At 59.5% G+C, this 23254-nt stretch carries 20 protein-coding genes and 1 pseudogene; 4 read left to right on the forward strand and 17 right to left on the reverse strand.

Annotated features, from left to right (window positions below; genetic code table 11):
- The first annotated feature begins 143 nt into the window (after window positions 1-143).
- Both A8C75_RS12595 and A8C75_RS23975 read left to right on the forward strand, forming a co-directional pair.
- The gene (locus A8C75_RS12595; protein WP_067382817.1) at window positions 144-1877 is read left to right on the forward strand and encodes a PHA/PHB synthase family protein; all 1734 of its coding nucleotides are present in this window, start codon (window positions 144-146) and stop codon (window positions 1875-1877) included.
- A gap of 127 nt (window positions 1878-2004) precedes the next feature.
- Window positions 2005-2142 (forward strand): annotated as a pseudogene (locus A8C75_RS23975) (cupin domain-containing protein); the annotation flags it as partial.
- Between the two features lie 336 nt (window positions 2143-2478).
- Here the strand turns inward: A8C75_RS23975 and A8C75_RS12605 are convergent.
- From A8C75_RS12605 to A8C75_RS12620, 4 genes are all read right to left on the reverse strand, one after another.
- Entirely contained in the window at window positions 2479-3339 is an 861-nt protein-coding gene (locus tag A8C75_RS12605) for a GNAT family N-acetyltransferase (protein ID WP_067382820.1), read from the reverse strand.
- A 656-nt stretch (window positions 3340-3995) separates the two neighbouring features.
- The gene (gene exaC, locus A8C75_RS12610; RefSeq protein ID WP_067382823.1) at window positions 3996-5516 is read right to left on the reverse strand and encodes an acetaldehyde dehydrogenase ExaC; all 1521 of its coding nucleotides are present in this window, start codon (window positions 5514-5516) and stop codon (window positions 3996-3998) included.
- A 140-nt stretch (window positions 5517-5656) separates the two neighbouring features.
- Window positions 5657-6586, reverse strand: coding sequence for an aromatic amino acid exporter YddG (gene yddG / locus A8C75_RS12615; RefSeq protein WP_067382826.1), 930 nt, complete (start codon window positions 6584-6586; stop codon window positions 5657-5659).
- Between the two features lie 212 nt (window positions 6587-6798).
- Window positions 6799-7533 (reverse strand): AraC family transcriptional regulator, encoded by a 735-nt coding sequence (locus A8C75_RS12620; protein ID WP_067387266.1) that lies wholly within the window; start codon window positions 7531-7533, stop codon window positions 6799-6801.
- Between the two features lie 274 nt (window positions 7534-7807).
- Between A8C75_RS12620 and A8C75_RS12625 the strand changes: the two genes are divergently transcribed.
- Window positions 7808-8377: a mechanosensitive ion channel domain-containing protein gene (locus A8C75_RS12625; RefSeq protein WP_067382829.1), complete on the forward strand. Its 570-nt coding sequence runs from the start codon at window positions 7808-7810 to the stop codon at window positions 8375-8377.
- Window positions 8378-8654: 277 nt separating this feature from the next.
- Here the strand turns inward: A8C75_RS12625 and A8C75_RS12630 are convergent, their stop codons facing one another.
- The 13 genes from A8C75_RS12630 to A8C75_RS12685 all read right to left on the reverse strand — a co-directional run bounded on the left by A8C75_RS12630 (window position 8655) and on the right by A8C75_RS12685 (window position 21121).
- On the reverse strand, window positions 8655-10439 hold the full coding sequence (locus A8C75_RS12630) for a PQQ-dependent methanol/ethanol family dehydrogenase (RefSeq protein ID WP_067382832.1): 1785 nt from the start codon (window positions 10437-10439) through the stop codon (window positions 8655-8657).
- A gap of 117 nt (window positions 10440-10556) precedes the next feature.
- A complete protein-coding gene (locus A8C75_RS12635; RefSeq protein WP_067382835.1) occupies window positions 10557-10973 on the reverse strand; it encodes a hypothetical protein in 417 nt (138 codons plus the stop codon).
- 56 nt (window positions 10974-11029) lie between these two features.
- Window positions 11030-11959, reverse strand: a complete 930-nt coding sequence (locus tag A8C75_RS12640; RefSeq protein WP_084784045.1) for a quinoprotein relay system zinc metallohydrolase 1 — start codon at window positions 11957-11959, stop codon at window positions 11030-11032.
- A 1-nt stretch (window position 11960) separates the two neighbouring features.
- Entirely contained in the window at window positions 11961-12845 is an 885-nt protein-coding gene (locus A8C75_RS12645) for a quinoprotein dehydrogenase-associated SoxYZ-like carrier (RefSeq protein WP_084784046.1), read from the reverse strand.
- An 85-nt stretch (window positions 12846-12930) separates the two neighbouring features.
- A complete protein-coding gene (locus tag A8C75_RS12650) occupies window positions 12931-13845 on the reverse strand; it encodes a substrate-binding periplasmic protein (protein ID WP_067382838.1) in 915 nt (304 codons plus the stop codon).
- Complete coding sequence (gene pedF, locus A8C75_RS12655) at window positions 13832-14275, reverse strand: cytochrome c-550 PedF (RefSeq protein ID WP_067382841.1); 444 nt, start codon at window positions 14273-14275, stop codon at window positions 13832-13834. The genes A8C75_RS12650 and pedF overlap by 14 nt, the downstream gene beginning before the upstream one ends.
- Window positions 14276-14498: 223 nt before the next feature.
- Window positions 14499-16478, reverse strand: a complete 1980-nt coding sequence (locus A8C75_RS12660) for an alpha/beta hydrolase family protein (RefSeq protein ID WP_084784047.1) — start codon at window positions 16476-16478, stop codon at window positions 14499-14501.
- A complete protein-coding gene (gene pqqE / locus A8C75_RS12665; RefSeq protein ID WP_193788215.1) occupies window positions 16441-17589 on the reverse strand; it encodes a pyrroloquinoline quinone biosynthesis protein PqqE in 1149 nt (382 codons plus the stop codon). Before pqqE ends, A8C75_RS12660 begins: the two co-directional genes overlap by 38 nt.
- Window position 17590: 1 nt before the next feature.
- Window positions 17591-17905: a pyrroloquinoline quinone biosynthesis peptide chaperone PqqD gene (pqqD, locus tag A8C75_RS12670; protein ID WP_067382848.1), complete on the reverse strand. Its 315-nt coding sequence runs from the start codon at window positions 17903-17905 to the stop codon at window positions 17591-17593.
- Window positions 17905-18687: a pyrroloquinoline-quinone synthase PqqC gene (pqqC, locus tag A8C75_RS12675; protein ID WP_067382851.1), complete on the reverse strand. Its 783-nt coding sequence runs from the start codon at window positions 18685-18687 to the stop codon at window positions 17905-17907. Before pqqC ends, pqqD begins: the two co-directional genes overlap by 1 nt.
- Window positions 18688-18705: 18 nt before the next feature.
- On the reverse strand, window positions 18706-19626 hold the full coding sequence (gene pqqB / locus A8C75_RS12680; RefSeq protein ID WP_067382854.1) for a pyrroloquinoline quinone biosynthesis protein PqqB: 921 nt from the start codon (window positions 19624-19626) through the stop codon (window positions 18706-18708).
- A 115-nt stretch (window positions 19627-19741) separates the two neighbouring features.
- The gene (pqqA, locus tag A8C75_RS23105) at window positions 19742-19813 is read right to left on the reverse strand and encodes a pyrroloquinoline quinone precursor peptide PqqA (protein WP_003243383.1); all 72 of its coding nucleotides are present in this window, start codon (window positions 19811-19813) and stop codon (window positions 19742-19744) included.
- Window positions 19814-20116: 303 nt separating this feature from the next.
- Entirely contained in the window at window positions 20117-21121 is a 1005-nt protein-coding gene (locus A8C75_RS12685; RefSeq protein WP_067382857.1) for a fumarylacetoacetate hydrolase family protein, read from the reverse strand.
- 372 nt (window positions 21122-21493) lie between these two features.
- Here A8C75_RS12685 and nirK point away from each other — a divergent pair, with 372 nt between their 5' ends.
- Window positions 21494-22993, forward strand: a complete 1500-nt coding sequence (nirK, locus tag A8C75_RS12690) for a copper-containing nitrite reductase (protein ID WP_084784048.1) — start codon at window positions 21494-21496, stop codon at window positions 22991-22993.
- The last annotated feature ends 261 nt before the right edge of the window (window positions 22994-23254 follow it).

The following is a 23254-nucleotide window of genomic DNA, read 5'->3' on the forward strand; positions in this document are numbered from 1 at the left end:
GATCCCACACATCATCTAGGGAACCTATGAAGCCTGACCCCTTCTGACCCAAAGCATCAGCTAGCGTGGTCTATCATGTCCGGTACTTGGTGCGCCCAGGCATTGGCCGGCCCACTCTTTCACTCAATACCCGAGACCAGCCCATGGACAACAAAAGCCTTGATAAGGTCACCCAGGATTTCCTGGATGCCATGACCACAGAGTCCCAAAAATTAATGGAGATGTTCGGCGGCAAGGCCGGCTCCGGTCACGATTATCTGGAGAAGTTCAACGCGGCCTGGGCTCAAGTATTGCAAGCCCCGAAGACCCCCGATGACTTGATGAAGGCCGTCAGCGACTACCAGAAAAACCAGCTGGAACTCTGGGCGGGATTACTGGGTAACGCCCCTGATGGCGCCACCAAGCCCGCCTCGAAGGACCGCCGTTTCCACTCGGAGGAATGGAGTGAAAACCCGGTGTTCAACTACATCAAAGAGTCCTACCTGATGGCCTCGCACATGCTTCAGAAAACGGCCCAGAACGCCAACCTGGACCCGAAAAGGCAGAAAAAGCTGGAATTTTACACCCAGCAGTACATCGATGCCCTTTCCCCCAGCAACTTCGCCGCCACCAACCCCGAGGTGATCAAGCACGCCATCGATACCAAGGGACAGAGCCTGATGGACGGCCTGCAGAACCTGATGGGAGATATGGAAAAGGGCCGCATCAGCATGACCGATGAAACGGCCTTCACCCTCGGCGAAAACATAGCCACCACGCCAGGCGCTGTCATCTTCGAGAACGACCTTATGCAACTGATCCAGTACGCCCCGGCTACGGACAAGGTCGCCGGACGGCCGCTACTGATCATTCCGCCGTGCATCAACAAGTTTTATATTCTCGATCTACAGCCCCATAACTCCTTCGTCAAATATGCCGTTGACCAGGGCAACACCGTCTTCCTGGTATCCTGGGTTAATGCCACCCCGGAGCAACGACACCTGTCCTGGGACAACTACGTGGAAAGCGGCGTTTTCAAGGCGCTGGACGTTGCCAAAGCGGTTAGCGGCAGCAAGCGGGTCAACTGCGTAGCCTGGTGCGTGGGCGGCACTATCACCGCCAGTGCCATGGCCGTATTGGCGGCGCGCAAAGACAACACAATCAGCTCCGCCACTTTCCTCACCACCCTCACGGACTTTGAAGATCCGGGTGAAATTGAGGTCTTCATCGACGGTGATGACGCAAAGAAAATCCTCGGTGACGTGGACGCCGCCGGCGTACTGGACGGTAAAAACCTGGCCAACGTGTTCAATATGCTGCGTTCCAACGACCTGATCTGGTCCAACGTGGTCAACAACTACCTTAAGGGCAAATCCCCGGCCCCCTTCGACATTTTGTACTGGAACAGTGACCCCACCAGCCTGCCGGCGGACATGTACAATTACTACCTAAGCAACATGTACCAGCAGAATAATCTGATCAAGCCCGACTGCCTCAGCATCTGCGGTGAAAAGGTCAACCTCGGCAAAATCAGTACCCCCTGCTACTTCCTGTCCTGCGTTGACGACCACATAGCCCCCTGGAAAAGCACCTTCGCCGCCACCGATATCATCCCAAACGTGGAATTCGTGCTGGGTGGCAGCGGCCACGTGGCCGGCGTTATCAACCCGGCCTCCAAAAATCGCCGCAACCACTGGATTAAAGGTGAAAGCGGCAAAGGCCCCGACCACTGGCTGGAAACCGCCAAAGATGTGCAGGGCACCTGGTGGAACCACTGGGCTCCCTGGGTCAAAAAGCGCGCCGGCAAGCAGGTGGCTGCACCCCAGGCCCTCGGCAACAAAGACTACCCTCCTCTGGAGCCGGCACCCGGCAGCTTTGTTAAGGCCCGCATTAACTAATCGCTGCATGGCGAGCCGGCTCGCGTCTGTTGCGTGGGGCATGCCTCTGGAGCCTGCCACCTCGAGGAGTAACGCTATCGCTGGGTAACGATAAGGCAAACTGGCTGGAAAGCAGGCTCAGCCTGCGCCCGGAAAATTCGAGGTGAATGACGATAAATGGGAATTCTGCCACTTCCTCGATGACTACTGCATCATCACGCCCGAAGGCGAGCAGCCAGTACACCTGAAAGTCGGCGATGTATTCATGATCGAACCCGGCATGAAGGAGTGTTCAAACAGCACGGGGCCGATTAGTCACGGGGGAAGGCAGTGGACGGACCCCTTAGGGGAACTTGATGGTTCATGTGACGCCTTTCTGGCGTGTCGCTTTCTTTGCCTACTTTCCTTGTCGCGTTACAAGGAAAGGTGAAATACAGACTCGAAGAGCTCGGTAAATGCTCTGCTGGCAGATTCGATCCAAGTCCGTCACGCCAGAAAAACGGGCGCAAGTGCATGGACTTGCTGGTTTTTCTGGCGTTCGCTTTGGCCTGCGGCCAATGATGAAGCATCCCTGCTTCATGTATTAACCTACCGGGTTAATAACTGCCAAAACCACAGCCAGCTACCCCACCTCAAATGACGTCACCCCAAAAACCCGCTCCAACGGCAGGTCCGGCGCATCCTGCGTATACATGCGCGCAGTCTCAAACGCCACCGTCATCCCATACCGCTCTGCCAGCGCTACAGCAGCTCGATTGGGCTCAGGCGTATCGAGAAACACCGTTTCCCTTGCCCCAACCCGCGACTTGAGCGCCACAAACAAGGACTCCGCCAGCTCTGGCGTATCGGCAAACAGGGGGCCTATCTTGTAGCCACTGCGACAGGGGCGAATCACGCCATAGCCGGCGAGCGCACCGCCTTGCAGTATGCCCAGCGCATGACAGCCCGGTTGCTGCACCCAGCGGCTGATGAAGCAGGCGCGGTCGTCCGGGAAGAACGGCTGATCGTAGGCAACAAGGTCAGCCAGCGGCAAGCGAGCCAGATTCACCACAGCAGCCGCATCAACCCCATCAGAGGCAGTGCCACCTCCCTGGCCCTGATAACGGATATTGCGGTAGGCAAGGCGAAAACCGGAGCGGCGATAGTTGTCCTGCTGATCCACCACGCCGTCGAGGCCGATATTCCGCCCTTGCAGATACTTCATGCCGGCCTTCCAGAGCTGGATGCCATAACCCTGGTCGCGATAGTCGGGGCTGACGATATAGAAGCCCAGAAAGCCAAAACTGTCACCGTAGCGAATAACGGATATGCAGGCGATGGGCGTGCCATCCAGCACCCCCACCAGAAAACCGTTCGGGTCGGCCGCATAATAACAGTCGGCATCTTGCAATCCGGGATTCCACCCCTCCCGCGCCGCCCACTCAATGGCGAGATCCACCTCGCTGCGCGACATGGTACGAATACTGTAATTCTGATCCTGCATCCAGACCTCCCTGGCTAATCGCTCAGTGTATGCGCTCGCCACGGTAACCGGCTGCGAGCGGCGCCCTCATCAGTCTCAGTATAACGATGGCAGATGACGCGACCAGAGGCGTGATTCGTGATTCGTGATTCGTGATTCGTGATTCGTGATTCGTGATTCGTGATTCGTGATAAATCATGACGGCGTACCGGCCCAGGGTACAACTCAGCACCTCCGGGATAACAGAGCGGCTGTCATTCCCCCTTATGACGCCGGCGAGCACTGAGGTCATTCGACGATCAGGCCCGCAGGGGCGTAACAGGGACTGTTCCGCCTCCGACGAGGTACATGGATGTACCGTCGGCGGAGTCCGTCGAATGGCGTCAGAGCGCAGCAAGAAGGCTTCATCGGGGCCTTTCTTTGGTTACTTTCTTTGCACGAGCAAAGAAAGTATGTCGCCCTACTTCCTACATCCATGTAGTCCTGCGCATCCATACGCCCGCGGCATACCGTACTTCCTGTACATAAAAAAAGCCGCGTCAGACGCGGCTAAAACCTGCGAGTGAGAGCACTCGGTCAGGGGGGGTTGACTGATCCATGGGACGAACCAGCCGATCTGCAGTGCGGTGCGCACGGCAGGAGGTCCCTGCGCACTGCGGTACGGGTGACTTGTCGGCTTAGAAGAAGCCCAGCGGATTAACGTCGTAGCTCACCAGCATGTTCTTGGTCTGCTGGTAGTGATCCAGCATCATCTTGTGGTTTTCGCGGCCAACACCGGATTTTTTGTAACCACCGAAGGCAGCATGTGCCGGGTACTGGTGGTAGCAGTTGGTCCAGACGCGTCCGGCTTCGATACCACGGCCCATGCGGTAGGCGCGATTCATGTCGCGGGTCCAGAGGCCTGCACCCAGGCCGAATTCGGTGTCATTGGCAATGGCCAGCGCTTCGGCTTCGTCCTTGAAGGTGGTCACGGAGATGACCGGGCCAAAGATTTCTTCCTGGAACACACGCATGTTGTTAGTGCCCTTGAGGATGGTCGGCTGAATGTAATAGCCGGTGTTGAAATCACCCTCAAGTTTTTCGGCACCACCACCGATCAGCACTTCGGCACCTTCTTCACGGCCGATATCGAAGTAGCTCATGATCTTGTCGTACTGCTGCTGCGAGGCCTGGGCCCCGACCATGGTGTCGGTATCCAGCGGGTTGCCACGTTTGATCTGCTTGATACGCTCGATGACCAGACCCATAAAGTCGTCGTAGATGCTTTCCTGTACCAGCAGGCGTGACGGGCAGGTGCAGACTTCACCCTGGTTGAAAAACGCCAGTACCGTGCCTTCAACAGCCTTGCTGACGAAGCTGTCTTCCTGCGCCATCACGTCTTCGAAGTAGATGTTAGGCGACTTGCCACCCAGCTCCACCGTGGACGGGATGATGTTGTCGGCGGCGCATTTGAGAATGTGCGCGCCTACCGGGGTGGAGCCGGTAAAGGCGATCTTGGCGATGCGGGTACTGGTGGCCAGGGCCTGACCGGCCTCGCTACCAAAGCCGTTGACGATATTCAGCACACCGGCGGGCAGCAGATCGGAAATCAGCTCGGCAAACACCAGGATGGACACCGGCGTCTGCTCGGCGGGTTTCAGAATAACGCAGTTGCCGGCGGCCAGTGCAGGCGCCAGTTTCCAGGCGGCCATCAGCAGCGGGAAGTTCCAGGGAATGATCTGACCGACCACACCCAAAGGCTCATGGAAGTGATAGGCCACGGTTTTTTCGTCGATTTCGCCGATGGAACCTTCCTGGGCGCGGATGCAGCTGGCGAAATAGCGGAAGTGATCCACCATCAGCGGCACATCGGCGGCCAGAGTCTCACGTACGGCCTTGCCATTGTCCCAGGTCTCGGCCACGGCCAGGGTTTCCAGGTTCGCTTCCAGACGGTCGGCGACTTTCAACAGCAGGTTGGAGCGTTCGGTAACGGAGGTTTTGCCCCAGGCGGCCTTGGCGGCGTGGGCGGCGTCCAGCGCCAGTTCAACGTCTTCGGCGGTGGAACGGGGGATCTCGCAGAACGGCTGACCGTTGACCGGCGACACATTCTTGAAGTACTCACCCTTGACCGGTGCAACCCACTCGCCGCCGATAAAGTTGCCGTAACGGGGTTTGAATGTAACAACGGAGCCTTCGCTTCCTGGCTGTGCGTAGATCATGTTTTCATGCCTCTTGTTGTTATCGCTGCGACGACCGTTTTATCCCGGCGCCTTATGCTGTTCGACTACAACTGCATAGTAGCGATGAGGCCGGCAACCCCGGTATGCTCCCTTGGCATCGAAAACACCGCTGCTGCCTACTACTTTTGACCCCCTGTAGCCGCCTCCCCCTTGCCCCTGTTGCGCTGCAGCCAGCTGGGCATGACGCCTGCCACCAGCGCGCCGCCGACAATCAGCAGGCTCGCCAGTAGCAGTGACAGGCTCGCCTGGGCAAAACCGCTCAGCACCAGCAGCAGGGTCGAGATCAGGGGTGCGCCATAGGCCAGCACGCCCAGAAGACGCAGATCGCCATGCTTGACGCCGTGGTCCCAGGTAAAGAAGGCAATACCCACAGGGCCCAGCCCTAGCCCCAGCACCGCACTCCATTGGGTGAGACTCTGCGGCCATACCGGCGCTTCCCACAGCAGATGACAGATCAGACCCAGCAGTGCCGTAGCACCACAGAACCAGCCCACCGCATCGGTGGGTACCCGTGCCACCAGCCGGCTGGCCACCGAATAGCCCGACCAGATCAGCGCACAGGCCAGCGCCAGCCCATAACCCTGCCAGTACTTTGCATCAAAGCCGGTATCGCCCTTGCCCAACAACAGCCAGCAACCCAGCAAGGCTGCCAGGGCTCCTGCAACATGCAGCGGGTGCAGTTTCTGGCCCGGCAGCAAGGCCGAGAAAAGCACAATCAGCAGTGGCCACAGATAGGCCAGCAGCCCCACCTCCACCGCAGGGGCCAGCGCCATGGCCTGGAAGTAACAGACATGAAACCCGAACAGACCGCCCACCCCCAGCAGCCAGGCAACCAGGGGCTGGCGCAGCACCCGCAGCGGCGATGGCCCCAGCAGACAGCCCTTGAGCATCATCAGCAGCCAGGCGATGCCAAAGGTCATGGTCAGCATCTGAAACGGCGGTATCTGGTTGCCGCTAAGCTGGGTAAAGAGTGCCAGCAGGCCCCACAGAAATACCGAAATGGCGCCTATCAGGGTGGCCCGGCGCTGCGTTGTTAACGTCTGCGTCATGGTCTGTGTTGAATCCTTGCAAGCCGTGGAGCAGGCCTGCGGCTGAAGATGATGATGATGATGAACCGCCAGCATAGCCGGCCTGTGTCATGCCGACTTTGCCGCAACGGCGAAACTGTTTGCCGAAACGGCAGACTGCATAGGGGACGCTGCGTTCGCTTCTGGACAGGGGCGTGCTTGTCTATGGGTCGGCGGAAGAAGGCGCGGCGCTCTTAGCCTTGAAGGGCGCGGCTGCGAAAATGACGCGGCGATTTGCCAAAGTGGCGCCTGAAGCGATCACTGAAGGCCGCAAGACTGCTGTACCCCACGCGCTCGGCAATGCGCTGAATGCTCAGCTCGCCGGACTCCAGCAGCGCCCAGGCGGCCTGCATGCGTCGCTCCAGCAGATACTGCTGCGGCGTCATGGCCAGACTCTCGCGAAACAGCGCCCTGAGCTGGCGCGGGCTTATATGGGCCACGGCGGCCAGCTGTGCTTCAGTCAGGGGCGCATCCAGGTGTGCATCGATCCAGGCCTGTGCCGTACGCACCCGCCGATCCAGCGCAGGCGCGCCATAATGACGGGCGTTCAGCAACTCCAGCAGTAACAACAGCATCTGGCGGCGCACCACCCGATTGCCGCCCTGCTCCAGCTCCGTCTGCAGAAAACCTATATAGCGCCCCAGGCCGTCATCAAGATCGATAAAGGCCGGCAGTCGCTGCAGCAGCGGCGCCAGCGCCACCGGAATATCAGCGACGATAAAACGATTAGCCGCAGCACCGGCAAAAGCATGGTCTTCCCCGGCACCGATAATCGCGGCCTGGCGGCTGTGTACCCGTCCCTCCCGCATCCCGATCTGCATCTCCAGCTCACCGGCCAGGGGCAACACCAGCTGATGATAGTCGTGCCGGTGCCGCCGGGTTTCACGGTCGTAACTGCGCAGATCTAGAACAAAGGGAGCTGAACTCATGGCGCGATTATAAGAGGCTGTCACCGCACAGCGCCAGCCCAGGGTTTGGCCCATAGCCCAGGACGCGGGCGCGGATCTGGGCCATAGCGCATGATCCTCGTGTTCGGCGCCAGTAAATGCTACAAAGGCCCCCGTTAAAGACGAATGACGCCGCAACTGACGCCCCTCAACGGCTTCCGCGCCCAAGGGCGCTGAGAGTCAGTACCCAGGCGCAGCGTCATCTTCACCCCGTCACGCCTTCACAGAGGCCGACACTCAGCATCGCGAGGACCGCGTGTATACACAACTGCTTGCCACCCTGGGCGTGATCACAGGTTACTTCGTCGTCTTCGGGCTCGTGCGTAAACTCATCCGCACCCTCGGTCAGACCAAAAGGGTTCCAGCCCAGCGCGTGATTTACATCAACAAGTATTTCAACGGCCTGTGCATCTTTACCGCTGTAGTTATGATTTCGCTGATCTGGAGCATCGACTACAGCAACCTGATGCTGTTCGCCTCGTCGATCTTCGCCATCGTCGGCGTAGCCCTGTTTGCGCAGTGGTCAATCCTGAGCAATGTCACCTCCAGCATCATTATCTTCTTCGCCTTTCCCGCCCGCATCGGCCACCGCATCCGCATCCTGGATGACGAGGAAACCATCATCGGCGAGATCGTTGAAATCACCTTCTTCCAGGTCCTGCTACGGGGCGAAAACGGCGAAACCATCGCCTACCCCAACAATCTGCTGCTGCAAAAGCCGGTGATCATCGTCGGCAATGGCCGGACGAACGGCAACGTGGAAGACAGCTCAGAGAACAGCAGCCCCCCCAGCAAAACCCGAATTGAGCCCTTCAGACTGCCATAGTCGCTATTTGAAGATCGCCTTTTATCAGGTTCGAAGGGGCGCAACAGGGACTGATGCGTCTGCGATGGGGTACATGGATGTACCAACTCCTCTCCTTGAGAGCCGCAGCCCGCCGAAGGATCTCAGAGCGCAGCGAAAAGACTTCATCGGGGCGCATTCTTCAAACAAGCTACCCAAAAACCCAAAAAAAGAGCCGCACACTGTGCGGCTCTCTCTGATCGATCATCTTGCTGCAGGGCCTGACCCTGCTTCTAACCTGACGGATTAATAACAGCGCTTAACGCGCCGCCATTTCTGCAGACTTCGGCAGTTTAAAGGTCCAGACGGTGCCACCCTGATTCAGGTGCTTCACGCGCTTGGCCACTTCACCGCCCCACAGGGGTACGGCGCCGCCCCAGCCGGACACGACTGAGACATACTGTTCGCCATCCTGTTCCCAGGTGATCGGCGAACCGACGATGCCGGAACCGGTGTTGAACTTGTATTTCTCTTCGCCGGTCTTGGCATCGAATGCCAGCAGGTAGCCCTCGGGGTTACCCATGAACACCAGCCCACCCTTGGTGGTCAGAACGCCGCCCCACAGCGGTGCGAAGTTCTTGTAGCGCCACACTTCCTTGCCGGTTTTCGGATCCATCGCCCGCAGCACACCGATGTAATCGTCATTCAGCGCATTGATGGTAAAGCCAGCACCCAGATAGGCCGCGCCCTTCTTGTAGGCGGTGGCTTCGTTCCAGATATCCATGCCCCACTCGTTGGAAGGCACATAGAAGAGCTCTGTATCCTGGCTATAGGCCATGGGCATCCAGTTCTTGCCCCCCAAGAAAGACGGTATAGACACGACAGACTTGCCCTTCTCGCCTTCAGTGTCGCTCGGGTTGCCGGGGCGACCTTCCGGATGCAGGATCGGGCGGCCCTTGTCATCCAGCCCGGTGGCCCAGGTCATTTTGTCGACGAAGGGGAAACCACGAATAAAGTCACCGTTTTCACGGTTCAACACATAGAAGAAACCGTTACGGTCGGCGGTGGCCGCTGCTTTCACGGTCTTGCCGCCATCCTGATAGTCAAACGAGATCAGCTCGTTAACGCCGTCAAAATCCCAACCATCATGGGGCGTGGTCTGGAAATGCCAGACGATCTTGCCGTTTTCGGGGTTAATCGCCAGCCGAGACGAGGAGAAGAGGTTGTCGCCGGGGCGCATATGGGAGTTCCAGGGGGCCGGGTTACCGGTGCCGAAGAACATCAGATTGGTATCGGCATCATAGGTGCCGCCGAGCCAGGTGGCCGCGCCGCCGCTTTTCCACATGTCGCCGGGCCAGGTTCTGCCGGCTTCGCCACCGGAAATACCGGCTTCAACCTTCTTGCCGTTCTCCCACACGTAGCCCATGTGGCCTTCCACCGTCGGGCGCGTCCAGAGAATATCGCCGGTTGTGGCGTCATAGGCTTCAACCTTGCCCACCACACCGAACTCGCCACCGGACACGCCTGTAATGACCTTGCCGTTAACAATCATGGGGGCGGCGGTCAGGGAGTAGCCGGCCTTGTAGTCTTCCACGGTTTTCTTCCACACAACCTTGCCGCTGTCCTTGTCCAGGGCAACGAGCTTGGCATCGAGGGTGCCGAAGATCACCAGGTCGCCGTAGAGGGCAACACCACGGTTGATCACGTCGCAGCACGGCATGATGCCATCCGGCAGGCGCGCATCGTACTGCCAGAGCTCGTCACCCGTGGCCACATCGATGGCAAAAACGCGGGAGTAGGACGCCGTCACGTACATGACGCCATCCTTTACCATGGGCTGGGATTCCTGCCCGCGCTGTTTTTCGCCGCCAAAGGAGAAGGCCCATACCGGACGCAGTTCCTTGACGGTGTCGACATTCAGTTTGGTGAGCGGGCTGTAACGCTGACCCCGCAGCCCCATGCCGTAACTCACAACATCTTCGGTGGTCGCCTGGTCATTCAGAATATCCTGATCGGTAACCCCGGCATGGGTCACCCCGGTCATCGACATTGCGGCTACCAGGGTGGTAACGGCAAAGCCTTGGATGCAGCTAAATCTCTTCATCACAGTCTCCTCACGGATTCGTTCTTATTAGAGCTACGGGACAAACTCCCGAACCTGACATGAATTCTTGAATTTGAGGCCCCAACGGACAATTGCACCGCGGTAGCGGATTTCTACTCACTTGGTACTACTCCTGCCCTCAAGCATGCGCTCGGCCAGGCTTTGCAACGGCCTTTGTGCCTGGTCCTGCACCAGGGCGCCCGCGTCCAGCCGGCAGCGCAGCACGCCGCGGGCCTCGAAATGCCGTACCACATCCTTCACTACGTCCAGCCAGGCACGCCCCGGGCGGTGATTGAGCGCATCCATGCACAGGGCAATGCGCGCCAGATTGCGTTCGCCATCACAGGCGCGCAGCACGTCCAGCGACACCGGATCGAGGAACACCACCTGATGCGGCGCCTTGATCACCCAGCGCTGGTGCTGGCTGTCAAAGTAGAGCCGCGTACCGGCGGCCAGGCTCGGCACAGTGCGCGGGCTGCTGACGGCCGCCTGAGCCTGTGTCATGTTGTCGGGTGCGATGCGATTGGCTGACATAGGCGCCTCCGTGGCAGAGCCCCTTGAAAGATGGATGTTGTGGTGCGGCACCGGGATCAGAACGCCGCTTCTTCATAACCGGGATACAGGTGCGCCACGCTGCGGCCAAATTCGTAGCGGGTCAGGCTGATGGCAGCAAAGCGCGGATCTATTGGCAGCGCCATGACCTCGGTCATGGTCAGGCCCAGTGTCGCCGCCCGTGACAGGGTGGCATCGATCCAGGCCAGGTAATCCAGCATCTGACCAATGGCCGCACGCTCGCTGTCGAGCGGGCCATGACCCGGCAGCAGCAGGCGATAGTCCAGCTGTGCCAGTTGCTCAAGCTCGTCGCGCCAGTGGCCCAGGCCCGGCGTCTGGGGTGTAGTGAGGGCGCGCTGGTAAAACACCAGATCACCGGCAAAGAGCACACCGGTGGTTTCATCCAGCATCACCAGATCCGCACCTGTATGGCCTTCGAAGGCGAGAAAGCGCAGCCGGTGCCCGCCGATGGTTTCCCGCTCGGCACGCTGAACTTCGCCGGGCGGCGCCACTTCGGTGCCACGCATCCAGTCACCGGTGAGATCGTAGAGGCTGGTGGCAAAGCTATCACCGTTCTGGCGGATCTGTGCGGCGGTGCCGGCCAGTGCACTCAGAGGTACATCGGCAAAAGCCTGGTTGCCGAGAAAATGGTCAGGGTGAGCGTGGCTGTTGAACACCCGCACCAGGGGCTTGTCGGTCACGCTCGCAATGGCAAGGCGCAGCTGTTCGCCAAAACGCCGCGAGGGCCCGGTATCGAACAGCACGACGCCTTCGTCAGTCACGATAAAAGCCACATTGACGATATTGCCGCCATTGGTCTTTGAAAAGGATTCCCGCCGCCCCTCCACAAACCAGGTATCGGGCGCGATCTGGCGCGGCTTGAGCTGGTAGTCAAAACGCTCTGCCCCATGACTGGGCGATGCGGCACTCAGCAGCGCCAGTAGAATCAGGGAGACGAAAGTACGCATATCAAGCTCCTGTGGCCTGCTCTGCAACGGCCGTTTCGAACTCGTTGCCGTTGTTGTCCCGCATCCAGAGCCGCACATTGCGCGTGCCGGTATCAAAGGTCAGCACCGGGTTCTCGCTCACCGGCGGCGACAGTTCAAGGCGCATCAGGGGCGCACCGTCTCCGTCTCGCAGCTGCGCCTGTTCGATGTAAAACTCAGGGATGCCGCTCACCAGTCCCGTATCCATGGGGTGAATAACGCGAAACTTGTAACGCTGGCCGAGGCCGGCCGCCGCCGACGGCGTATCCACCGCGGCAAACAGGCGCGCCTGAATTTCGCCCAGATGGCTTTCCCAGTACGGATCGCTGGCCGCCATGTTTGGCGCAGTACAGCCACCGCCGGATGCATCCAGATAGCTGCCGCCGACATGCCAGACGCCATCGGTGGTCAGAACCGCCGCACGTACCGGTGTGCCCTGCTCCACCTTGATGCGCAACGACAGCTGTGGCTGCACCTGATCGCTTTGCGGCCAGGCGGTGACTATATGCTGAATGGGATTGAAGTCGGCCCAGACGACTATGCGCTCGATCTGGCCTGCCAGGGCGCTGGCATCAATACTGATCGGCACCTGGAACGGGTCTTCGGCAAAGGGCGGCACCCGCACCTTGATCAGGGCATCGAAACGATAGGGCGCATCACCCATAAAGCGCTGGCGCAGATAGTCCCACAGTGGGGACTCGAGCGGGTCCTGCTGCCCTGATGCGGGCCTGACGGCATTTTCGCCCTCGGGCTCAGCCGCCAGCGCCATCACCGACAGGGTTACCAGCAGCCCCAGCAAAATGCCAGGCCAGGCATCGCGCCAGACCCGTGCCGCGCAAAAAGCGGGCCGATTTGCAGTTAACCTCATGCTCCACTCCTGTGCGGGGCCCTGCCCGCCGTTGCCCGCCTGCAATCAGCAGCCGCGATTGCCTGCGCCAGTTATGCGCCAGCGGTCAGTTTGCGGTATCCCGGTAGAACGCCGGCAGTTCGTACTGCAGGCCCAAGCCTGAGTAGATCCCGGCCATTTCGCCGCTGCGGATCAGGCCGTCCACGACCTCCTCCACGGCGTAGCCAAGCTGGCGATTGCTGTGCTTGATCGCCATGCCCAAATCCCAGCTCTGCTTGCCCATACCGGGAAAACCGTTTTCCCCCAGGCGGTAGCGATCGGAACCGGCGAGACTGAGCTGCTGGTCGATTTCTGCGCGCATGCCCATCACGGCATCCACCTCACCGCGCTGCATGGCGGCGAACGCCAGCGGCAGAGACGGAAAGTGGTGCGTGTGCTCACGCATGCGGCCCTGAAAGCCCGAGGTCAGATAGAAGGACGGCAGGCTGTCCAGCTCCACACCGATGCTGTGGTACTGGAACACCGCCATGGTGCTGACGCGCGAGATCTTTTCGCTGTCGTAGGCCAGCTGCCAGCGCTCGCTCTGGTAGGGACCGAACATCACCACCTGCTCATTGACGACGACGCCGGTGGAGTCGCGCATATAGGAATATTCACGATCGTAGGGCACCCGCATCATCACATCCGCCAGGCGCTTTAGCGCCAGCGGCTGATCGTCGTTCTTGTCCAGGTAATGCCCTTTCCAGACGTTGTTGCGCAGATCATCTTCAAGGTTTTCGTCCGGGACAATCCAGTGGGGCTCAAAACGCACCCCCAGACCTTTGGCAATACGCTTGCCGATCTCGACATCGACTCCCGCCGGGACGCCCTTGTCAAGATACGAATAGGGAGAAAAATTCCGGTACAGACCGATGCGTACATAGCCGCTGGCGATAACGTCATCGTATTCACGCGCCTGGGCTGGCAGCGCCAGCAAGCAGACGCAGCCGAGCACAAAGGCGTTGAGCCTATTGCTCCACATACTTGGTCTCCAGCCAGGCGCGGATCGCCCAGAGTGCTTCCTGGCTCAGGTAGTCGGCCATCTTGGGCATATAGACCCGGCCGTCACGCACCGCACCATTGACGACGCGGTACTGGTACCACTCATCGCCGTCAATACCCGGCTCCAGCATGCGCAGATCCGGCGCTATGCCACCGGATATGCCCTCCAGGCCGTGGCAGCGGGCGCAGTTCTGGTTATAGGCGGAGGCACCAACCTCGACCGCTTTTTCATGGTCGGCGTGATCCGTTCCATAGGGGTTGGCATCCAGCCATTCCTCTCCCAGGGCCGCAAGACCTGCGGTATCTACCGACTGGGGAGTCACATCACCGTGGGCCAGTAACTGGCTGGAAAGCATCAGTGCAAGCATTCCGGTACCGGCGGCGCCGAGCAGTTTCTTGTTAATTGTCATGGCTACTACCCTTCTGATTTTTATGACTGAACTGTTTACCAATGAACTTTTGAACTGCGATCACAGGGAAACGAGACCCGGTGCGCATTCCTGTAACCATGATAGAGCCCGCCCATGGCGCGCCAGAACTCTACTTTGGCCGCCAAGACTTAGTTCGTTGGTAGTAGTTTTTTAGGCGTGCAGCGAGGGGAAAGGGAAAGGGAAAAAGCAAACCACACAGATTTCAAAGATAGCGCCGGTAAAACGCCAGTTCCTGCTCCAGCACCTGTATCTGGTTGTCGAGCTGGCGAAAGCCGTGCCCCTCGTCCTCGAACAGCTGTACCTCGGTATCAATGCCGCGGGCACGCAGCGCGGCACTCATGCGCAGCGTTTGATCCGGCAATACCACCTTGTCCTGCAGGCCCTGAAAGAAGATCACAGGCGCATTGATGCGATCGGCGTTCGCCAGCGGTGAGCGCGCCCGGTATAGCTCCGGCACCTTCCTGGGGTCACCAATCAGCCAGTCAAGATAGCAGGATTCAAACTTGTGGGTGACCTTACCCAGGGAGAGCGGATCACTGACGCCGTAGAGGCTGGCACCGGCCCTCAGGCCGTCGATGCCGGCCAGGGCGCTAAGGGTGGTATAGCCGCCGGCGCTGTTGCCACGGATAAAGACACGCTGCGGGTCTATGCAGCCACGGGCGCTGAGCGCTGCAATGGCGGCGGCCACATCCTCAACATCGGTGTGGCCCCAGCTGCCGCAAAGACGATGCCGATAGGCACGGCCATAGCCTGCGCTGCCCCGGTAATTAAGGTCCAGCACTGCAAAGCCATGACTGCACCAGTACTGTACAGCGGCACGGTACACCGGATAACTGGTGGCCGTGGGGCCACCGTGGGTCAGGATCAGCAACGGCGGTTTTGTTACTGGAGACGCTTGAATGGCTGGAGTGACGGGATAAGCCGCGTAGAAAAAACCATGCACCTGTTCATCCTGCGCCACAGCACAGCTGAACGGCTGCGGCGCCGATACCGGATGATCCGCCGCAGCACCACCGGCCAGCACCCGGGGTACGGCGCCCACATGATCCAGTTCCAGCACGGCCACAGCAGAGCCGCCTGCCTGCCCGATGCAGTAGATGCGCCCCTGGCAGACAGCGACAGAACGGATCAGACCATAGTCCGGCGCCAGATCCTTCACAGGCTCGCCTGGGCGAATCTGCACCAGGCGCCCACGCCCCTGGTCCACCAGCGCAGAGTAATAGTCGCCATTGTCCGCCCGCGCCCAGGTCCTGAGCCCCAGCTGCCACTGGGCCGCGCCAAACTCGGCCGCCATAGGATGGATATTATGCCAGTGCCCTGCCCTATCCTGCCGGTACAGATTCCACCAGCCGCTGCAGTCACTCACCACATGCAGGGCACCGCTGGCATCAAAGCCTGGCTGAAACAAAGATTGCGGACCGCCCCCAACCGAAAGCGCCTGCGGTTGCAGCGGCTGCCCTTCAGCACCCAGGCGGGCGCGGAACAGCCGGCTGCGCGTCCAGGGCTGGTGGGGGTGGTCCCAGGCCAGCCAGGCCAGCTCACAGCCATCCGGGCTCAGACAGGGCGAGCTGTAAAAGTCATTCCCCGCCGCCAACAGATGCTGCCGGGCACTTTGCAGCGATACCGCCACCAGCGTGTTTTCGACTTTTGGTGTGTTTTTTGTGTCGGCTGTGGCTTCACGGCAATGGGCTTCAGGCCCTGTTGATTTGGTCGGATCAGGATGCTGCTCGGCCACGGCAATCACACGCCGGCGCAGGCCGTCGTACAACAGGTCGCCGTAGCGGGTATCAAGACTATGGGTCAGGCGCAGGCAGTGCGCGGGGATCGGGGTGCTATCGATATCGCCCAGGGGCTGCAGCCAGATCTGCTGGTCGCTATCGTTGACGAACAGAATGCGGTCACCCGCCACGCAGAAGGCGCCGCCGCCGTATTCATGCACCCGGCTGCGCACGCTAAAGCCTGGCGGCGTCAGCCGCTGGCGCTGGCCCCGGTAAAGGCGCACCAGGCGATTACAGCCATCCTCCGGCTGATACTCCACCCAGATCAGGCCATAGCGACAGGCCACCAGGCCTGCGTAGTCGTACTGCGCCGCACAGGCCTCGCGGGCGCTTATGGCAGCGGTTGGCGCCCAGGCGTCAGCTGGCTCATTCGCTGCGACAGAAAACACGGCTGTTGCGCTCATTGCGAAAGGTCATGGGGGTATCACGGGGCGCTTCGGCCTCTGCCCGAGCCTGCAGGATCTTGCCGTGATGTTGTGACTTGCTGCACACAGGATCGGCGTTGGCGGCATCGCCGGTGAGCATATAGGCTTGGCAGCGACAGCCGCCAAAGTCCTTGTCCTTCTCGTCACAGGAGCGGCAGGGCTCCTTCATCCAGTCATTGCCACGGTATTTGTTAAAGCCAAAGGAGCGATACCAGATGTCCTCCAGGCTGCGATCTTTCACATTGGGAAACTGTACCGGCAGCTGGCGCGCACTGTGACAGGGCAAGGCCGTACCATCGGGGGTCACGGTGAGAAAAATCTGGCCCCAGCCGTTCATGCAGCCCTTGGGGCGCTCCTCGTAGTAATCCGGCGTCACGAAGATCAGCTTCATCGGATTACCGGCGGCCTCTAATCGGGCGCGGTATTCGTTGGTGATGCGCTCAGCGCGCTCCAACTGGGCGCGGCTTGGCATCAGCTGTTCGCGGTTCTCCAGCGCCCAGCCGTAGTACTGACAGGTGGCCAGCTCGACATAGTCGGCCCCAAGCTCGATACAGAGTTCGATAATGCGGTCGATACGATCGATATTGTGCCTGTGGGTGACGAAGTTCAGCACCATGGGGTAACCATTGGCCTTGACCGCCCGCGCCATCTTCAGCTTCTGCTTGAAGGCCTTGGCGGAGCCGGCCAGCATATTGTTGACCTCCTCATCGCTGGCCTGAAAACTTACCTGGATATGATCAAGTCCGGAGGCACGAAACTGCTCCAGTTTCTGATCATTAAGCCCGATTCCCGAGGTGATCAGGTTGCTGTAATACCCCAGCTGGCGCGCTTCCTGAATCAGCTCGTTGAGGTCCGGCCGCGACAGGGGTTCACCGCCGGAAAAACCCAGCTGGGCCGCGCCCATCTCCCGTGCCTCGCGCAGCACCTTCACCCACTGCTCGGTGCTCAGTTCCTGGCCGCTGGCGGAAAAATCCAGCGGGTTGGAACAGTAGGGGCACTGCAGCGGACACTTGTAGGTCAGTTCCGCCAGCAACCAGAGGGGTTGTCCGGCGGACCTGGGTGCCACATCAGGCTCACAGGCCGGTGTCAGGCTAGATGAATCGAATCCAGTTCTGTTCACAGGCCACCTCCATAAATTCGTGCACATCGCCGGCCAGGGAACCCGCCTCGGGGAAGGCCTGCTGCAGGGCATCGGTTATATCAGCCTCGCTCTGCCTGCCATCCACCCGGGCCAGAATCTCGCCGGCACTGGGGTTAAGCTTGATCATGCCCTCGGGATAGAGCAGCACATAGCTGTCCTGCGCCTTTTCCCACTGCAACCGAAACATGGGGTTAAACGCCGGGACGCGCTGAGCATCAACCAGAAGCGTGTTCAAGCCCAGTTCATGGGTCAGTAAATCGTTCATCAGAAAAGCCCCCGGTGATAGACAGGCTTAGCCGTAACCGTATGGTAAGGCGCCCGGTCGAGCTGATAGGCCATTGTCATGGCATCAAGCATGCTCCAGAGCACGTCGAGCTTGAACTGCAATATCTCCAGCATGCGTTCCTGTCCGGCCCGGGTCTGGTAGTGCTGCAGCGTAATTGCCAGACCATGCTCCACGTCGCGGCGGGCTTCGGTCAGGCGCGAGCGAAAATACTGATAACCACTGGCATCGATCCAGGGATAGTGCTCGGGCCAGCTGGCCAGGCGCGCTTGGTGAATGCTGGGTGCAAAGAGCTCGGTGAGCGACGAGCTGGCGGCTTCCTGCCAGGTCGCGCGACGGGCGAAGTTCACATAGGCATCCACGGCAAAGCGTACGCCAGGCAGCACATGTTCCTGGGACAGAATCTCTTCGCGGCTCAGGCCCACGGCTTCACCCAGGCGCAGCCAGGCTTCGATACCACCCTCGCCACCGTCGTAACCGTCGTGATCCAGCAGGCGCTGCACCCAGAGCCGGCGTGTATCACGATCAGGGCAGTTGGCCATGATGGCGGCATCCTTCATCGGAATGCTGATCTGGTAATAGAAACGGTTCGCCACCCAGCCACGAATCTGTTCGGGCGTGCACTCGCCCTCGTACATGGCACGGTGGAAGGGGTGGTGAATATGGTAATAGTCGCCCTTGGCCCGCAACGCCGCCTCGAAGGCCTGTGGCGTCAGCGGGGTCTGCAGGCTTTGCTCGGCTGACTGCTGTACGGAGCTGTTCATCGCGTCGCCTCTGCGTTTTTATAGTTCGATGGACATGCCATCTTCTGAAACCTCGATGCCGTGGCGACCCAGTTCGGCCCGTTCGGCGGAGTCCTCATCCAGAATAGGATTTGTATTGTTTATATGAATCAGTATTTTGCGCGGCTTTTTTAAGGTATCAAGAAATTCGATCATGCCGTTCTCGCCCGACAGCGCCAGGTGCCCCATATCGCGGCCAAGCTTGGTGCCCACACCGGCGCGAATCATTTCGTCGTCGTTCCACAGGGTGCCATCCACCAGCAGACAGTCGGCCTCCTGCATGAAGGGCAGCAGCTGCGGTTCTATCACACCCAGGCCCGGGGCATAGAACACCGACTTGCCACTGCGACTGTCGGTAATCAGCACGCCTATATTGTCGCCGGGATGCGGATCGCCCTTGTGCGGCGAATAGGGCGGTGCGCTGCTGGTCAGGGGCACGGCGGTAAGCGTGAGTTCCGGCACCCGATCGATCACAAAGCTGCTGCTGCCAGGCTCGACACCGATGCGCTGCCAGTCGATACCGCCGTTCCAGTGCTTGAGCATATTGAACAGCGGAAAACTGTCGCTGAGGTCATCCTGCACCCGATCGGTACACCAGACCTGGTGCGGGCAGCCTTCGCGCAGCATCAGCAGGCCGGTGGTGTGGTCGATCTGGCTGTCCATAAAGACAATGGCGGCAATGCCGGTGTCACGCAGGGCGCGTGCCGGCTGCATGGGGGCAAAGGCTTCAAGCTGGGCCCGGATATCGGGTGAGGTGTTGAACAGGATCCAGTCGGTGCCATTGACACTGACCGCGATGGAAGACTGGGTGCGGGCTTTGGCATTGAGAGTACCGTTGCGCAGGCCGCTGCAATTCTGACAATTGCAGTTCCACTGTGGAAAGCCGCCGCCGGCTGCCGAGCCCAGTATCTGAATTTTCATTATTATAATGTCCGCTCTCTGACCGTTACTCGAGACCTTGCTCGAGGGTGACGGGAAAACACTCCCTGCCCGCCAAAGAAAAGGCCCCGCACAGCGAGGCCCATACCCAAAGCGCTTAGCGGTTTGCGAAGTACATGGTGACTTCAAAGCCAATGCGCAGGTCGGTGTATGCCGGTTTAGTCCACATGGTATTTTCCTCTTTTTGTTTTGGAGCAGGTTGTTGCAAAGCAGTTGCTGGCGAGCGAACTCTACACCAAGACAAATCCGCTACCTGTCGATGATAGGAAGCCTGGCCTGCGGACAGAATGGTACTTTGGAACTAAAAGCCGCCTGAATAGGTAGTAGATGACGCCCATGCGGCGGCGCCGCAACCCCGTGATGCAGGGGTATTATTCGCCGCCAGACCCCGCCAGAGGCCGCAGGACAGGCGCGTTGAATACAAAAAGGGGAAGCCCCGAGGCTTCCCCTTTTGCATGCTATTAACCTCTGTCTATGGCTTTGAGCCCGCGACCACAGTGTTGCGCAGCAGGCCGAGTTTCTCGACCTCACACTCCACCACGTCGCCGGGCTTGAGGTACCAGGCCTGGGGGTCCGTGTGGAAGACAGCGCAACCGGCGGGTGTGCCAGAACTGATCAGGTCGCCACCGACAAAGCCCTGGCCTGAGTAGTAGCTCACGATCTGCGCCATGCTGCGGCACATGCGAGCGGTCGATGACTGCTGGCGTATTTCGCCATTGACCCTGAGGGTCATCTCCAGCTGCTGCACATCGCCGATTTCATCCAGCGTCACTATGCAGGGACCTATCGGGCAGAAGCTATCCAGCGCCTTGCTGTAGCCATAGCTGCGGTTGGGGAACTCGGTCGCCTGAATATCCCGCGCCGTGACATCGTTAAAGATCAGATAGCCGCCAATGGCGTTTTCCGCCTCTTCTGGCGTCAGATCCCTGTGCTTGACGCCCTTGATGACCGCACAGATTTCCAGCTCGTAATCGACCTCGCCCGTCAGGTGCTGTGGATAGACGATGGCCGCATCCGGGCCTATGCAGGCGGTGGTGTTCTGATAGAAACCGATCCAGGGCTTCTCGACCTCGTACTTGAAGCCCGCCTCCCCCATTTCGTCGATATGCTCGAGGAAATTACCCGCCGTGTGCCACAGCTTTGCCGGCTGAATGGGCGCCAGCAGCCTGACGTCTTCACGCCTGAACAGGAGCATTTCGCCGTTCACGCCGCGCAACGCCGGGTCGTTCTTCTCGATGACGTAGGTCTCGGCCTGACGGGCAGCATCCAGGCTGCGGTCATCCCCCGCGAACAGCTCACGCATGTCCGATGGCACCAGCGCATCCGCCATGGCCTGGGGCCGCGGATCCGCGTTAGCCTCAAGCGCAAAGGCGGCATAGGCGTAGTTCAGGTCCACCACCTTTTCGCCTGCGGCATCCACAAAGAGAGCACCAATACGCTGCACGCCCACGGGATTTAAAAATGTCACAAGTTTCATTCAACGGCCTCGGTAGCCCGCAGCGGCCCCCCCATATCGAACAGACTGCTGCCAACGACGGCCCGCTGCTGCATGGGAAGGTGCTGACGGAGTTTGGGTTGCACGGGTCACTTAGTATTTATAATTACGTAATTATTAATTCAAAACATAAGTGTCTGTCAACCCTTGGGGTAACCGCCTTGCACACAGCGGACGCTCTCCCTGCCCTGCAACTGGCCCTGCAACCGGCAATTTCGCGCTCCCGTTAACAACCTTCAGACAGCCTGCATAACACCCCGCAGACCCGAGCCGCGAGCTTGATCCAGATCAATCGCGCCTTGCGCCCATTGGCGTATAGTGAAAAGTACCTAATCCCTCAGTGGGAATCCCGTCATGAAACGTCGAAGCTCAAAGATCCGCTTTAACCCTGGCTGCTCAGCGCAGCTCACATTGACACCGCCCTGGCCAGCTCAGCTGTACTCGGTCCTGCTCGGCATCCTGCTGTCTGCCGCTGCCTTTCCCGTCCTCGCAGCAAGCCTGCCCATTGAACAGGCAGCACTGACCAGCCCGCCCCTGGTACCGCCAGCGATTACCCGGGACTACTCCGCCCATGTGGTGGTCCAGTTTGAAACTGTGGAAAAGGTCATGCGCATGACGGACGGTGTCTATTACACTTTCTGGACCTTCGGCGGCACGGTACCGGGCACGTTCATCCGCGTACGCCAGGGTGACGAAGTTGAGTTTCAACTCTCCAATCATCCGGACTCCAGCATGCCGCACAATATTGACCTGCATGCCGTCACCGGCCCCGGAGGGGGCGCCGCTTCGTCCTTCACTGCACCGGGTCACAGTTCAACATTCAGCTTTACCGCCCTCAATCCAGGCCTTTACGTGTATCACTGTGCTACGGCACCGGTCGGCATGCATGTCGCCAATGGCATGTATGGCCTGATTCTGGTGGAGCCGGAAGAAGGTATGACGCCTGTCGATCGGGAATACTATGTCATGCAGGGCGATTTCTACACCAAGGGTTCCCACGGCGAACCCGGCTTACAACCCTTTGATATGGAGAAAGCCATTAGCGAACAGGCCGACTATGTGGTTTTCAATGGCTCCGTCGGCGCCCTGACAGGCGAGCACGCGCTGAAGGCAGAGGTGGGTGAAACGGTACGGCTCTATGTCGGCAACGGAGGCCCAAACCTGGTGTCCTCTTTTCATGTGATTGGTGAGATATTCGACCGGGTAAATATCGAGGGCGGCACTGCGATCAATAAACATGTACAGACCACGCTGATACCCGCAGGCAGTGCCGCGATAGTGGAGTTTGGCGTTGATGTACCGGGTGACTTCATCCTGGTCGATCACTCCATATTTCGTGCCTTTAACAAGGGAGCCCTGGGCGTGCTGGCGGTGACGGGCCCCGAAAACACGTCTATCTATTCAGGCAAACAGACCGAAGGGATCTATCAGCCCGAGGGCAGCACTATACAAGACGTATCAGCTGAGGCACCCGCACCGGTCAAGGCAAGCAGCAGGGACGAACAAATGCGCTTTGGTCAGCGAGTCTATGCCAGCAACTGCCAGGCCTGCCATCAGGCTGACGGCAGCGGTATTCCTGCCGCATTTCCGCCCCTGGCCAACTCCGACTATCTAAATGCGAATCATAACCGGGCCATTGATGCCGTATTGCATGGCGTAAACGGCACAATTGTGGTGAATGGCATCCCATACACCAGTCAGATGCCAAGCTTGCGGCTTGACGATGAGGACGTCGCCAACGTGCTGACATTTGTATTGAATAGCTGGGATAACAAGGGCGGGCAGATAAGCCCGGATGAGGTTGCCGTACGACGCAAAGAAGGCAGCGCGGTCGGTTCGGGTACCGCTCACTAGGCAGCTGTCCGACAGCACTCAACCTACTGCGAACCACCTGACGCTTAAATAATGAGAGGGGCTGTTTTTATTGCGGTGGCGATTGCAATAGGCGTTCTCAGGCTCAACCCCGGGGGCGATCCGCAGCCATCGTTTAGCGGCTAAAAGCCCGCGACGCCCTGCCCGGTGCGTTTTTCGAATCTGGCAATGACGAATCACCCGCCACGCATGACGCATGGGCAGTCACTAATCACTAATTACCAATGACCCAATAGCCTTCCC

The organism is Marinobacterium aestuarii (assembly GCF_001651805.1).
Classification (GTDB): domain Bacteria; phylum Pseudomonadota; class Gammaproteobacteria; order Pseudomonadales; family Balneatricaceae; genus Marinobacterium_A; species Marinobacterium_A aestuarii.